The organism is Bacillus suaedaesalsae, assembly GCF_016890225.1.
In the GTDB taxonomy this organism is placed as follows: Bacteria; Bacillota; Bacilli; order Bacillales; family SA4; genus Bacillus_BS; species Bacillus_BS suaedaesalsae.
The window spans coordinates 18486-33185 of record NZ_JAFELM010000036.1 but is presented as its reverse complement, the minus strand read 5'-3'; the positions used below and the strand labels follow the sequence as shown (position 1 = coordinate 33185).

The 14700-nt window shown below is 36.3% G+C and carries 15 protein-coding genes and 2 riboswitches; all 15 genes read left to right on the top strand.

From position 1 onward, the window contains the following. Window positions 1–176 precede the first annotated feature (176 nt). The 15 genes from JR050_RS14590 (at window position 177) to JR050_RS14520 (ending at window position 14683) form a co-directional block, all read left to right on the top strand. Window positions 177–1961: an acyl-CoA dehydrogenase family protein gene (locus tag JR050_RS14590; protein WP_204204238.1), complete on the top strand. Its 1785-nt coding sequence runs from the start codon at window positions 177–179 to the stop codon at window positions 1959–1961. A gap of 305 nt (window positions 1962–2266) precedes the next feature. Beyond that, on the top strand, window positions 2267–2626 hold the full coding sequence (locus tag JR050_RS14585; RefSeq protein WP_204204237.1) for an arsenate reductase family protein: 360 nt from the start codon (window positions 2267–2269) through the stop codon (window positions 2624–2626). A gap of 97 nt (window positions 2627–2723) precedes the next feature. After that, entirely contained in the window at window positions 2724–3107 is a 384-nt protein-coding gene (gene gcvH / locus JR050_RS14580; RefSeq protein ID WP_204204236.1) for a glycine cleavage system protein GcvH, read from the top strand. 59 nt (window positions 3108–3166) lie between these two features. Continuing rightward, window positions 3167–3409, top strand: coding sequence for a YusG family protein (locus JR050_RS14575; RefSeq protein WP_204204235.1), 243 nt, complete (start codon window positions 3167–3169; stop codon window positions 3407–3409). Between the two features lie 100 nt (window positions 3410–3509). Next, on the top strand, window positions 3510–3857 hold the full coding sequence (locus tag JR050_RS14570) for a toprim domain-containing protein (RefSeq protein ID WP_204204234.1): 348 nt from the start codon (window positions 3510–3512) through the stop codon (window positions 3855–3857). 15 nt (window positions 3858–3872) lie between these two features. Further along, complete coding sequence (locus JR050_RS14565) at window positions 3873–4172, top strand: thioredoxin family protein (protein WP_204204233.1); 300 nt, start codon at window positions 3873–3875, stop codon at window positions 4170–4172. A gap of 207 nt (window positions 4173–4379) precedes the next feature. Next, window positions 4380–4769, top strand: coding sequence for a GntR family transcriptional regulator (locus JR050_RS14560; protein ID WP_204204232.1), 390 nt, complete (start codon window positions 4380–4382; stop codon window positions 4767–4769). Then, window positions 4762–5658, top strand: a complete 897-nt coding sequence (locus tag JR050_RS14555) for an ABC transporter ATP-binding protein (protein ID WP_204204231.1) — start codon at window positions 4762–4764, stop codon at window positions 5656–5658. The genes JR050_RS14560 and JR050_RS14555 overlap by 8 nt, the downstream gene beginning before the upstream one ends. Beyond that, on the top strand, window positions 5633–7633 hold the full coding sequence (locus JR050_RS14550) for a DUF6449 domain-containing protein (protein ID WP_204204230.1): 2001 nt from the start codon (window positions 5633–5635) through the stop codon (window positions 7631–7633). Before JR050_RS14555 ends, JR050_RS14550 begins: the two co-directional genes overlap by 26 nt. A gap of 15 nt (window positions 7634–7648) precedes the next feature. After that, window positions 7649–8146, top strand: coding sequence for an RNA polymerase sigma factor (locus tag JR050_RS14545; RefSeq protein WP_204204229.1), 498 nt, complete (start codon window positions 7649–7651; stop codon window positions 8144–8146). Between the two features lie 233 nt (window positions 8147–8379). Continuing rightward, window positions 8380–8718: a hypothetical protein gene (locus JR050_RS14540; protein ID WP_204204228.1), complete on the top strand. Its 339-nt coding sequence runs from the start codon at window positions 8380–8382 to the stop codon at window positions 8716–8718. A 346-nt stretch (window positions 8719–9064) separates the two neighbouring features. After that, window positions 9065–9176: riboswitch (SAM riboswitch) on the top strand. A 70-nt stretch (window positions 9177–9246) separates the two neighbouring features. Then, window positions 9247–10326, top strand: coding sequence for a homoserine O-acetyltransferase MetX (metX, locus tag JR050_RS14535; RefSeq protein WP_346726761.1), 1080 nt, complete (start codon window positions 9247–9249; stop codon window positions 10324–10326). Beyond that, complete coding sequence (locus JR050_RS14530; protein ID WP_204204227.1) at window positions 10313–11617, top strand: homoserine dehydrogenase; 1305 nt, start codon at window positions 10313–10315, stop codon at window positions 11615–11617. The genes metX and JR050_RS14530 overlap by 14 nt, the downstream gene beginning before the upstream one ends. 3 nt (window positions 11618–11620) lie before the next feature. Then, window positions 11621–11725, top strand: a riboswitch (SAM riboswitch). Between the two features lie 128 nt (window positions 11726–11853). Then, a complete protein-coding gene (locus JR050_RS14525) occupies window positions 11854–13641 on the top strand; it encodes a PLP-dependent aspartate aminotransferase family protein (RefSeq protein WP_204204226.1) in 1788 nt (595 codons plus the stop codon). Between the two features lie 55 nt (window positions 13642–13696). After that, window positions 13697–14683, top strand: a complete 987-nt coding sequence (locus tag JR050_RS14520) for an aliphatic sulfonate ABC transporter substrate-binding protein (protein ID WP_239454415.1) — start codon at window positions 13697–13699, stop codon at window positions 14681–14683. The last annotated feature ends 17 nt before the right edge of the window (window positions 14684–14700 follow it).

The window sequence follows — 14700 nt, the reverse complement described above, 5'->3', positions numbered from 1 at the left end:
CTTGCAGTCTGTTGATTGGAGTGGAAGGTGCGAGACTCCTGCGGGAGCATTGGATAAGGGAGACTCATGCAGGCGGTGACGCCGAGGAGGCTCACGAATCCACCCACAGAAAGCGAGTGCCTTCCATGGAAATCAACATCATTGTTTATTAAAAACAAACTTAGGGAGGTTTTACCATGTCTAAAACGACTGAAGAACTAATTAAAGGTGGTAGCTTTTTAATTGAAGAAGTAGATGCAAATCGTGTGTTTACTCCAGAAGATTTCACTGAAGAGCATAAAATGATTGCAAAAACGACAGAAGACTTTGTAGTAAACGATGTATTACCTCATTTAGAGGATATTGAAAACCATCAATTTGATAAGTCTGTAAAGCTTTTAAAGCAAGCTGGTGAACTAGGACTGCTTGGCGCAGACGTTCCTGAAGAATATGGCGGACTTGGACTTGATAAGATCAGTTCAGCTGTTATTACAGAAAAGTTTGCACGTGCAGGAAGCTTCTCGCTTTCATATGGTGCTCACGTAGGAATTGGTTCATTACCAATCGTATTATTCGGTAACGAAGAGCAAAAGCATAAGTATTTACCAGACTTAGCGACAGGTGAGAAAATTGCTGCGTACGCATTAACAGAGCCAGGTTCAGGTTCGGATGCATTAGGTGCAAAAGCTACTGCTAAATTAAATGCAGAAGGCACTCACTACGTAATTAATGGTGAAAAGCAATGGATTACAAACTCAGGCTTTGCTGACGTATTCGTTGTATACGCAAAGGTTGATGGCGAGCATTTCTCTGCATTTATTGTAGAAAAGGAATTCCCAGGAGTATCAACGGGTCCTGAAGAAAAGAAAATGGGTATTAAAGGCTCTTCAACTCGTACATTAATTCTTGAGGATGCACTAGTACCAAAGGAAAACCTGCTTGGTGAACTTGGTAAAGGTCACGTAATTGCATTCAACATCTTAAACATCGGTCGTTACAAGCTTGCTGTTGGTACAATTGGTGGATCTAAGCGCATTCTTGAAGTTTCTGCTCAGTATGCGAACCAACGTCAACAATTCAAGACACCTATTTCAAGCTTCTCTTTAATTCAAGAAAAGCTGGCAAATATGTCTACAATGTTATATGCAATGGAAAGCTCTGTTTACCGTACAGTAGGACTTTTTGAAGAAAGATTCTCAAAGCTGACGGATGAAGAAGTAAAAGACGGTCGTGCAGTAGCAGCTTCTGTAGCTGAATATGCAATTGAATGTTCATTAAATAAAGTTTTTGGTTCAGAAACACTTGATTATATCGCTGACGAAGGTGTACAAATTCATGGTGGATATGGCTTCATGCAAGAATATGAAGTAGAAAGAGCGTACCGTGATTCACGTATTAACCGTATCTTTGAAGGAACAAACGAAATTAACCGTTTATTAGTGCCTGGTACATTCGTTCGTAAAGCAATGAAGGGTGAATTACCTTTATTCCAAAAAGCAATGGCACTGCAAGAAGAATTAATGATGTTAATGCCAGAAGAAGTAGGCGAAGAAGTACTAGAGCAAGAAAAGTACTTAGTTCGTAATGCGAAGAAAATTGGTCTATTACTTGCTGGTTTAGCAGCTCAAAAATTCGGTGCAAAACTAGAAAAAGAACAAGAAATTTTAGTTAACATTGCAGATATTATCAACGATGTATTCGCAATGGAATCAGCTTTACTTCGTACTGAAAAAGCAATTAACAAAACAGGTCTTGAAAAGAACAAGCAAAAAGTTCTTTACACTCAAGTATTCTGTCAAGAAGCGTTCAACCGCATCGAAGCTCATGCAAAAGAAACACTTATTGCAACAGAGCAAGGCGATACATTACGTATGATGCTTTCTGCATTAAAGAAATTTACTCGTCATACTCCAATCAATGTTATTGCGAAGAAGCGTGAAATCGCTGCTAGCATCATTGAAGCAGAAAAGTTTACTGTTTAATATACAAAGGATAAGAAGCTGCTACTTAATGCAGCTTCTTAACTTTTGTGTGGCTGTGTTAAAGTTAAAGTTAAGGTACAATGTTATTTTTGTTTCTTGTAGTGGAAAGCGAGTACCTTCCACGGAAATCGACATTACTGCTGAACAGAGTATTTTGTATAAAAAATAAGTAAGTTCTACTTAAAAAGAAGGACTCTATTAAAAAAAGTCGAATAAACTATATGTGCATTTCGAAAATAGGAAAACGACTGTTTGTATGATAAAATACAACTTAATGTGTATCCTATATGTTGGTGGTGAAGGAAATGTCTGTAACATTTTATTGGTATCCAAAATGCAGTACCTGTCGTAAGGCAAAGAAGTGGTTAGAAGATCACAATATTACGCTAAAAGAAGTACATATTGTTGACGAAAATCCTTCAAAAGAAGTATTGACAAACTTGTATAAAACAAGTGGACTTGAACTTAAGAAATTCTTTAACACAAGTGGAATGAAGTATCGTGAACTAGGGTTAAAGGATAAAATTGCAACCGCTTCCGAGGATGAGCTTCTAGAAATTCTTGCATCTGACGGAATGCTAGTAAAACGACCAATCGTGACAGATGGTAAAACTGTAACACTCGGATTTAACGAAAAGCAATTTGAAGAAGTTTGGGGTAAATAAGAAGATAAAACGATGGTAATTACCACCGTTTTTCTATAGGCTTTTTCCGTTAACGAAAAAAGCACTTTTAATTTTACATAATCTTGGAGGGATAGGAATGAACACACCTAAAGAATTACGTTACTCAGAAGAGCATGAATGGGTAAAGGTTGAAGGAAATGTAGCACGTATCGGGATTACTGACTTCGCCCAATCAGAACTAGGGGATATCGTGTTTGTAGAACTACCAGAGGTAGGCGACGAAATTACAGTAAACGAACCATTTGGAAGTGTAGAGTCTGTAAAAACAGTTTCTGAACTATACGCTCCTATTAGTGGTAAAGTTGTTGAAATTAACGAAGATCTAGATGGTAACCCAGAATTCGTAAACGAATCTCCATATGAAAAAGCATGGATGATTGTTGTGGAACTTTCTGACAACTCAGAAGTTGAGAACTTATTATCAGCAGAAAAATATGAAGAAATGATTAATCAGGATTAATTAATTTTTTCGTTATGGACACTCTATACTATATATAACGGTGTGAGGAGTGTTTTATAATGCTTGAACAAAAAAAGCTTGATATCACAGATCGAGTGGTTGGGAAGTTAAACAATAACCAAATGGATTTGTACGTAGAAGAGCAACCGATTGGTAGAATGCTTTTTACGAATCAAGGCAATGAATATGAATTAAATTCTGGCTATGAACATGAAAACAATAAAATATTTCACTATGCAGACGTAACGACGAGTGCCGATCAGAAATATACCGATTGTGATGAAGAGAATGGCTGGTGTTAAGACAGTGGGAATATCCACTGTCTTTTTGCACATTCAGTGAATACATTAACAATAGGAGAGTGTTCCATTTCTCTATATAACTAACATAGGTGATGCGGTTATGAATCAAGAGGAAATTGAAAAGGTAATCATTGTCGAAGGAAAGTCTGATAAGAAAAAAGTAGAAAAGATTATCAATGAAAGTGTTGAAATCATTTGTACAAATGGAACAATAAGTGTCAGTAAATTGGACGAAATGATTGAAAGCCTCTTTAATAAGGATGTTTATATATTAGTGGACTCTGATGACTCAGGGGAAAAGCTTCGAAAACAGTTTCGTCGGGAGTTTCCGGAAGCAGAGCATTTGTATATAGATAAAATGTATCGGGAAGTGGCGACAGCACCAGAACAACATATTGCCATCGTGCTGCTTAGTGCAAATATAGATGTTCATGCCCAATTTTTATAGGAGTGACAACGTAAAATGGAGGAATGGTCGGCGAAGGAATTTGAGCATGCAAAACAAGGAGTAGTAGCAGTGTTTTTCTATACTCCCATTTGTGGAACTTGTAAATTGGGAGAACGAATGCTGCAAGTGGTGAAAGAATTATTGCCAACAATAAGCTTTAAGAAGGTTAATTTAAATTATTCACCAGAACTATCAACCAAACTGGAGATCCAAAGTGTACCTTGCTTAACGATTTTGAGAAATGGAGAAGTAGTTAAGCAAATCTTTGCTTTTCAATCAGTGGAATATTTATATCACGAGCTAAGCTCGATCTGAACACCGGCCAATGGACCGGTGTTTTTTCATATGAAGTCTACTCCCCTTCGAATAGTGGATAAATTCCTCCAACTCTCAAAATCATAAACAGCTATTTAAATTTTTTTTGGAAATATCAAGAAAAACTATTCTCAAAATGAGAAATATATTATATATTAACTGTAGTAACACAAATAGTACAGTTAGAACGGTACAGGGAGGGTTGACATGTTTGAGTTAGACATTAGAAGTAGACAGCCCATTTATGAGCAGCTAGTAGAAAAATTAAAGGAGCTAATTATGAACAATATCTTAAAGGTTGATGAACAGCTACCGTCGGTTAGAACATTAGCACAGCAATTAACGATTAATCCAAACACGATTCAAAAGGCATATAGAGAACTAGAGCGTGAAGGTTATATTTATTCAATACCTGGAAAGGGTAGTTTTGTGAGTGAAGCAACTAATATTATTAATAATGAAAAACTTGAAAAGGTAAAACAAGAACTATCAAAGCTATTAACTGAAGCTATTTATTTAGGAATTACGAGAGAGGATTTAATGGGGATATTCACAAAAGTTTCAGACTCTGTGAAGGAGGGGGACACAAATGATTAATGTTCAACATCTTACTAAAGGATTTGAAGACCTAGAAGCGGTTCAAAATGTAAATCTTTCAATAGCAGAAGGATCTATCTATGGGTTACTTGGTTCAAACGGAGCAGGAAAAACGACATTACTTCGAATACTATCCGGAATTTTACTACAAGATAGCGGAGTTATGACAATCAACAACGAACCAGTCTTTGAAAATGAAAAGGTAAAGGATACACTATTTTTCCTCCCTGATTCACCTTATTTCTTTTCTCAATATACAGTGAACCAAATGGCTAAATTTTATAGCAGTGTGTATAGTAATTGGTCTGAAGAAAGATTTCAAAAGCTAAAGGATGTTTTCCAACTAGATCCCAATAAAAAAGTTCATAAGTTCTCCAAAGGAATGAAAAGACAAGTTGCGTTCTGGCTGGCGTTATCGACAATGCCAAAAATCTTAATTTTAGATGAGCCATTTGATGGATTAGATCCAGTCATGAGACGTAAAGTGAAAAACTTAATGATTCAAGATGTAGCGGAACGAAACATGACAATTATCGTATCCTCACACAACTTACGAGAAGTGGAGGACATTTGTGACCATATAGGAATTTTACATAAGGGAACGTTACTTCTTCAAAAGGATTTAGACGATTTGAAGTCTGATATCCACAAAGTACAAATTGCATTCAATAACAATGAAGAAAACAAATATAAAGATATGGATATTCTTTATAAAGAAGAACGTGGAAGTGTATCACTATTAATTATTCGAGGGAAAGAAAACGAGATTGTAAGCCAACTTAAGAAGCATAATCCCATCATTTTCGATATACTTCCACTTACCTTAGAAGAGATCTTTATATATGAAATGGGGGATCAAGGGTATGCAATCCAAAACATCTTGGTTTAATAAACAAATTTTGCTACAAGGATTTAGAGTAGCAGGCTGGATTGGAATCATTTATACGGTTGCGCTATTTTTTGTATTACCAATCAATTTAATCATGATTAGCACGAATGAATTCAAAAATGAATTATATCTAGAAAATCATAGTTTCTATCAATTTACTGAACTACCAGCAGCGCTAACAATCATCATTCCAGTTCTCGTTTCGATCTTTATTTTACGATTTCTTCAAGTGAAATCATCATCGGATTTATATCATAGCTTACCGATCAAACGAAAAACATTATATGTAAACTTCATGACAGTAGGGATTCTGCTAGTTTCACTTCCTGTAATCATAAATGGATTAATTGTTGCGATTTTATACCCATTAATGGATATGCAATTGTTGTTTGATCTCCAATCTGTTTTTGTTTGGTTAGGTATCATGATGCTTATGAATCTATTTATCTACTTTTCAACAATCTTTATTGGGATGCTCACTGGTAACTCTATGGTTCAAGGTGTATTGTCTTATATATTCTTACTCTTTTTAATTGGTATAACGGTATTAGTTTCGATGAATTTAGATTTATTATTATACGGATATAAAGCAGATTATATGATTAATCATCAATTAGAGAGATTATCACCATTAACGAGAGTATTCTTCCTGTATCAAATTCCATTTAAAATGATGGAAGGTATTATTTATACGGTCATGACAATTGCCCTCGCAGTGATGTCATTATTCATCTATAAAGCTAGGAAATTAGAAGTTGTTTCAAATCCTATTGCCTTTCAATTTTTAAAACCAATATTTAAATATGGTGTTACTTTCTTCTCCATGCTTCTAGGGGGTTTTTACTTTACTGTAATGGATGGCAGCATAGGTTGGAGTATATTTGGTTACATTGTTGGGTCAGTAATTGGTTATGTAGTCGCAGAAATGGTTCTTCAGAAGACATGGAGAATTCTTGGGAACATCAGATTAAAAGGTATGATGATTTATGCGATTTTTGCAGTGGGACTGTTTGTGTTTGTTATCACAGATGTTGTTGGTTTTGAAAAACGTATTCCGGCTACAAGTGAGATTGAACGTGTGTTTTACAGTGACACAGATCAATTTTATTACTACTCTGAAGAAGGTCCAACACAGTTCTTTTACGAAGAAAACAATATAGATAATATTAAGAAGCTTCACGAACGCTTGCTTCAAGATGAACATAAACAAAGTAAAAATAAATGGTACACAAGTTCATTTTTCGCTTATGAATTAAAGAATGGGAAAAAGGTAATACGTGAATATTCAATCCCACTTACAGAGGAATATGAAGCATATTTAAGGCCGATCTATGAATCTGACGAGTATAAGAATGTGTACTATAGAGCATTGCAGCTTGAAGGAAAAGATGTCGAAAAGATCACATTTTCACATAGAGGTCCTGGTGACGAAAGTGTAACTATTTCGGATGAATCTGAAATAGAAGAAATACTTTCACTTTTAAAACAAGATATTTTAAAGGAATCTTTTGAGGAGACGAGATATGGACAAGGACATGTTAGTGAAATGATGATTAAGTTAACAAAGAAAGAAACTAATGGTCAATATGCAGTAGAGTATGAATCTCACCATTCTATTCGTTCTTCTTATACTACGATCATTAACTGGTTAAAAGAAAACGGGAAATATGAAGATGCCATTCTATCAGAGGATGAAATTGATTATATTCTATTAACTAGAAGTGATCTTTTAGAAGGAGATAAGATGTATACATTGTCTCAAGAACAAATAGAGGAATTAATTAAAAAAGATCCGGATACAAAGAAAGTCACGAACCGAGAGAAGATTAAACTATCACTTCAGTATATGACTGATGGTGATTTGTTTGGAAATAACGAAGAAAACTATACCGCATTAGTCAAGTATAAAAAAGATGATATTTCAGAAATAAGAGGACTCAAACCAAAGTATTACAACACTTTAATTGAAAACTAAAGGTAGTGAAGCCGGATGGATTATACAGTGTTATATCAGCAACATTATCATACGCTTTATAACGCAGTTCATTATATTATTAAAGATCATTTCTTAAGTGAGGATATCGTTCAAGAAACGTTTATCAAAGCCTATGAAAAGTCTGAAACTGTTAAGGATGAACAAAAGATCGGTGCGTGGTTAAAAACAGTAGCGAAACGCACAGCTATCGACTTTTTACGAAAACAAAAGAGATGTAGCTGTGACTGTTTAGATGAAAAGCTAAACATAGCATGCGAAGAATTAACCGAGAAACATGTTGAATGGAATTGCTTTAAAGGTGAAGTTGAGAAGGAAATCAGAACGTTAAAAAAGGAACAACAACAAATTCTCACACTGAAGGTAAATAATGGACTAAAAGAAAGAGAGATTGCAAGTTTCTTAAGTTTGAATCCAAGCACAGTGAAAATTAATACTTTTCGTGCAAGGAAAATCTTAAAGGAAAAATTTCAACAACATGTTTTTACAGCATAAACAAAAATCCGTCATGATGGCGGATTTTTTTATTTACATGTATTACATTATACGAACTTGTCAAACTTTGTTTAAGTAGGAAACAAAATTCTTCAATATGACATATTTCTCAGGAAATAAATTGGAATGTTGTTTGAATTTGTACTTTACAAAAGAAACTGTCGAACGAATATGAAAGGGAGATGGAGATAGGTGTGGAACTATTGAAGTAGGGGAAACAAAGGAGGAATAGAATGTTAGAGTTACTGAATTCATTTGTCAGGCTTGTTACGAAACAATCACACTTAAAGCCTATCTTACCAGTAAGTCCTGTTCGGATTTGTTTACAATCAGGGTATAAATTACATTTTATTGAGATTTCAACTACAGCTTGTCTAGTAACGAATGATTCTCAAGCTAGAATTGATATATGGGTAAAAGGAGACGATCAGGCAATTAGTTCACTTATTCTAGGAAACGAGAAATTAAGAAAGCTAGAAATACGAAATGAAGTAAAAATCACTGGAAAATTACGTGATATTTTAATGGTAGAAGCATTGTTCTATTTAACAGAACGTAAGATGTCAGCATGATGAGAAACAACTAACTTAGGTGTTATGTCTAAAATGTTTGTAATAATTGTAAAGTTGATACAATAATATTTGATATATGCAAAATTTTTGTTATTAAACATGAGCTATTAATCCTCCATTATTAGGACATTACTTTCATAGCTTTGACGAAAAGATGCAACGAAACCTTAGTAACTCCGTGTCTCTAGACTTGTTCAAAAATAACAAATTAAGCTATAACAGCTTAAGTAAAAAAATACGGAATCAAAAAATTCAAAAAAGTATTTGACAGGATAAATTTTCCTATGATATAGTCAATTCATAAATCAATCACATTAATAAATTAACACGTTAATTGAATAAAGTTTTCTTATCCAGAGTGGTGGAGGGGCTGGCCCTATGATACCCGGCAACCGATTTTCATTTATGAAAACACGGTGCCAATTCCTGCAGAGCAAATGTGCTCTGACAGATAAGAAGAGAGAATCGTACATTCAACCTCTTCTTAGGAAGAGGTTTTTTATTTTTACCGGGAAGGAGGTCATTTTGGTGAATTCAGCGGCGATAATATCAATCTATGATGAAGTTCATATCGGTACGTTTACTACAGAGTCTGGGATTTCCATTCCAGATGTAGTCATTAGCTATGAACGTGCTGGACCAACACACGGACCAATCATCTTCGTTTGTCACGCTTTAACGGGTAATCAATGTTCAATCGGTTTGAACGACTCACCAGGTTGGTGGTCTGGGCTAATAGGAGAAGGAAAGAACATCGATACGAGCAGGTGGCAGGTCATAACGATGAATGTACTGGGCGGGTGTAGTGGATCAACTGGCCCCCAAAGTATGATTCATGAAAATCAACAATATAAAGCTCGCTTTCCTTTCGTCACGGTTAGAGATATTGTCCACAGTCACTACCTTGCATTAAAGAAACTGGGGATTCATCAAGTTCATGCTATTATCGGTGGCTCTCTTGGAGGAATGCAGGTTTTAGAATGGGGAATTATGTACCCGGATTTTGCAAAAATGCTTTTTCCGTTAGCGACATCACCTTATTTAAGTGATTATGGCATCGCCTATAATACAATTTCTCGGTTTGCGATAACGAATGACCCGAGCTGGAATGATGGAGAGTATGACACGAATCCTAATGTAGGTCTAAGTATCGCTCGTATGGTAGGGATGATTTCATATCGATCAAGAGAGCAATTCAACAATAAATTTTCCAGGGAGGCGCGTGAAGGCTGGGGGAATCACCACGAGGAAAAAGCTTTTCAAATTGAGTCTTACTTACACTACCAAGGAGAAAAATTTGTTAATCGCTTTGATGCGAATAGCTATTTATATTTGTTAAAGGCTATGGATTCACATGATATTGGGCGTGGTCGAGGTGGATGGTTGCGAGCATTAGAATCTATCTCCGCTAAGGTAGTTGCCATAAGTTATAAAGGTGATTTGATTTATCCATCAGAAACACTAGAACAATTAGTCGAGGCTTTGAAAGATAAGAATCCTACATCGAAGCATATTGAAGTGGATACTAGTTTCGGGCACGATGGATTTTTAGTCGAGTATGAGAAATGGGGACATCTAATTGAGGAGGAGCTGAATGAAAACCATTAGGGTAGCTTTATTAGGGTTAGGAACAGTAGGTACAGGAGTTTATGAAACAATTTATAGTCACCAACTAAAATTACGGGAAGCACTCGGGAGTCCAGTTGAAATTGTAGGGGTGTTAGTGAAGGACAGACATAAACAAAGGGATATACATGAAAGAATATTAGTGACAACCGATATAGAAGAGTTATTAAATTTGAAGGAAATTGATGTTGTATTTGAAGCCATTGTTGGTATAGAGCCGGCAAATTCATATATTCGAAAGTTTCTAAAAAAAGGCTGCCATGTCATTAGTGCCAATAAAGAATTACTTGCCAATAAAGGAAATGAGTTAACAGAATTTGCTAGAAACAAAAAACGTTTACTAACGTTTGAAGCAGCAGTTGCAGGTGGCGTGCCATTAATACGAACGATTACGCAACTACTTCAAATAAACGGAATTGTAAAGGTTGAAGCAATACTGAATGGAACAAGTAATTATATTTTAACAAGAATGAGAAAAGAACATTTGTCGTATCAAGAGGTGCTTCTGGATGCACAGAATCTAGGGTATGCCGAAGCTGACCCTTCTAACGATATTCTTGGAATTGATTCTTTTTATAAACTTATGATTCTAAGTAATCTTATATATGGAGAACAACCAGAATGGGAGAACGTCGAGAGAATCGGAATAAAGAACGTTTCAACCCTGGATTTAATAGTAGGAGAAAAGTTAGGATTACGCTTGAAGTTAATAGCCACATTGACGAATGAACAAAATCGAATTTTTGCAGAAGTAAAACCCACTTTTGTTGACCAAAACCATCAATTATTCAATGTCGAAGGAGTGGATAATGGAATTGTCATAAAAACAGATTTAGTGGGTAGTATTCTTTTGCAGGGACCTGGTGCAGGTTCAAAGGCTACTGCAAGTGCAATGATTGAAGATTTAGTATATGTAAAACAACAGGTAATTCAGAGTGATGTTCAACAGAGGTTTAGTTATCGAGGGGAAGAACAGGAAAAATCACTATCTGCCTGGTTATCCATTATCAATGCACCAACATCTAAAACATTAAAAAACAATTATTTAACGAAATCAAATCCAAGAAACTTCGGAATTGAACATGTTAAACGCGAAATGATCAAAACGGATCATGGATACATTGTTGGGGACTTACTAGTAGGAAAAAGAGAGGATGTGTTGCATTTCTTACAAAAAGTAGACCAAGAGTCTCTTAGATTTTATGAAGTGTCTTCAACTAACCTTAAACAAGATGACCATTCACAGCATGTATTACAAACTACAATCTTATAAAACTTCTTATCAAGAGTGGTGGAGGGACTGGCCCGAAGAAACCCGGCAACCGTTAACTAAGCGTTAATAGGTGCTAATTCCAGCAGATTCAAATCTGACAGATAAGAAGGGGACTCTTGACTACATCCTCTTCTTACATAGGGTGTTTTTTTATACCCCAAAACGTTATCGACGTTCTTTAAAATATGACTAGCAAAACGAAAAGAAAATTTAAAATGGAAAAGGGGAAATGTAAAATGACAAATCAATCTTATGAATTAGAGACTTTATTATTACACGGAGGCCATGCTCCAGATCCAACAACAGGTTCTAGAGCAGTTCCTATCTATCAAACTTCTTCCTATGTTTTTCATAATACAGAGCATGCAAAAAGATTGTTTTCACTAGATGAACCAGGAAATATATATTCTCGTATTAGTAATCCGACCGTTGATGTGTTGGAGAAGAGAATTGCCTTACTAGAAGATGGTGTTGCAGCAGTTGCGACTTCTTCTGGGCAGGCAGCGATCTCATTAACCATTTTAAACCTGGCACATGCAGGTGATGAGATAGTTGCTGCAACAAATCTTTATGGTGGAACTTATAATCTATTTGCTGTGACACTACCAAAGTACGGAATAAAGGTGAATTTCGTTGATTCCACTGATCCTGAAAACTTTAGAAAAGCGATTACGCCAAATACAAAGGCTGTTTTTGCAGAGACAATTGGAAATCCTAGCTTACAAGTTTTAGATATTGAAAGAGTCGCAGACATTGCCCACGAAGCAGGAATTCCATTAATAATAGACAATACATTTGCTTCTCCATCACTATGTAAACCAATTGAGTGGGGAGCAGACATCGTGGTGCATTCCGCAACAAAGTGGATTGGTGGACATGGTACATCCATTGGTGGACTTGTCATTGATGGTGGACGTTTTAACTGGAATAGTGAGAAGTTCCCTGGTTTCACAGAGCCAGACCCAAGCTACAACGGAATTCGATATGCTAATGACTTTGGAACATTGGCTTTCATTACAAAATTACGAGTTCAGCTGCTTCGAGATTTCGGTTCTTGTTTAAGTCCGTTTAATGCATTTCTTATTTTACAAGGATTAGAAACACTTCAACTACGTATGGAAAAGCATACAAAAAATGCGAAAGAGGTAGCGGAGTATTTATCTAACCATCCTGCAGTTGAGTGGGTGACATATCCTGGACTTGAATCACATCCATCTCATGATCTGGCAAAGAAATATTTGAAAAATGGTGATGGAGCAGTTGTTGTATTTGGGATCAAAGGTGGTCGTGATGCCGGTAAGCAATTCATTGATTCATTATCTCTGTGGTCACATTTAGCCAATGTAGGGGATGCAAGATCACTCGTGATTCACCCAGCTTCAACAACTCATCAGCAATTATCTCCTGAGCAGTTAAAGGCAACCGGAGTATCAGAAGAGTTAGTACGTTTATCGGTAGGGCTAGAAGCAGTTAGAGATTTAACGAATGATTTAAATCAAGCACTTATTAAAGCGACAGGAGTTTCGAAAGATGGAAAAAGAGAAATTGTCGTCAATGATGAAGGTGTCATTCGTTGGGCTTTATCTTCTGCAACAGAAAAGGTTGTGGTAGAAGGAGTGGAGCGGGAACGAACAAAAAATTTAGCGATTGTAGGATTAAGTAGTAACCCGTCCAGGCCGAGTCATCGTTTAGCTGTGAAAATGCAACGATTAGGATATCGCATCATACCGGTTAATCCTAGAGAGACAGAGGTGCTAGGAGAAAAGGCGTACCCGGATTTACGTTCCGTCCCAGAAGCAATTGATATTGTTCAAATTTTTAGAAGTCCAGAGGCTGCAATTGAATTAGCGAGAGAAGCAGCAATCGTCAGGCCGAAAATCTTCTGGCTTCAAGAAGGCGTCATTTCAGAAGAAGCAGCTTCTATTGCAAAAGAAGCGGGATTAGAAGTGGTACACAATCGTTGCACCTTTAAAGAAGCGCAACGTTTACGAGGCACAATTGCAACATTTGCTTGTGAAATATAAGGAAAATGAATAGAGGAGGATGGAAAATCCTCCTCACTTAAAGGAGAGAACACTATTGAAGCAGCTAATTGCAACATTAATCTTGACTATATCGATATGTATACTTGGTGCTTGTGGTTCATCAACGACCTCATCAAAGTCAGAAAGTAAACCAGAAGTCATTCGATTAGATTATGCATTCTACTCACCAACAAGCCTTGTGTTAAAAGAGTTTGGATGGGTAGAAGAAGAGTTTGAAAAAGAAGGAATCAAAGTAGAATGGGTGCAAAGCTTAGGCAGTAACAAGGCTCTTGAATTTTTAAATAGTAACAGCGTGGATTTCGGATCTACTGCTGGTGCTGCAGCACTCATTGCAAAATCAAAGGCAGCACCAATTGAGTCGGTCTATATTTATTCAAAACCAGAATGGACTGCATTAGTTACACAAGGTTCCTCTCCTATTTCAAAGGTAAGTGACCTTAAAGGGAAAAAGGTAGCAGCTACTCTTGGTACAGACCCATATATCTTTTTACTGCGTTCTCTGGCTGAAGAAGGGCTGAAGCCATCAGATGTTGAAATCGTGAATTTACAACATGGGGATGGAGCAGCTGCACTTGTTGCTGGAAAGGTTGATGCATGGGCGGGATTAGACCCACACATGGCAAAGTTAGAAGTAACAGAAGGGACGAAGTTTGTGTACCGTAATGCTGACCTCAATACATACGGGACATTAAACGTTCGTTCAGAGTTTGCAAAGAAGTATCCAGAATACGTAGAAAAGGTGATTACACTTTATGAGAAAGCTCGCCTTTGGACAATTGAAAATGAACAAGAAGCAACGAAAATATTAGCAGAACAAGCTCAGTTAGATCAAGAAGTGGCTGCACTTCAAATCACAAGAAATGATTTTTCAAAGCCGATTCCAGGAGATACACAAAATAAAGCCCTAACAGAGGCAGGGAAATTGCTACAAACGAGTGGTGTGATTGAGGAGAAAGATGATATTGAAAAACTGGTCAATCAATTAATCCAGCCAAAATTTGCAGAAAAGGTTATTAAGTAATAGAAGAGGAGGCTTTT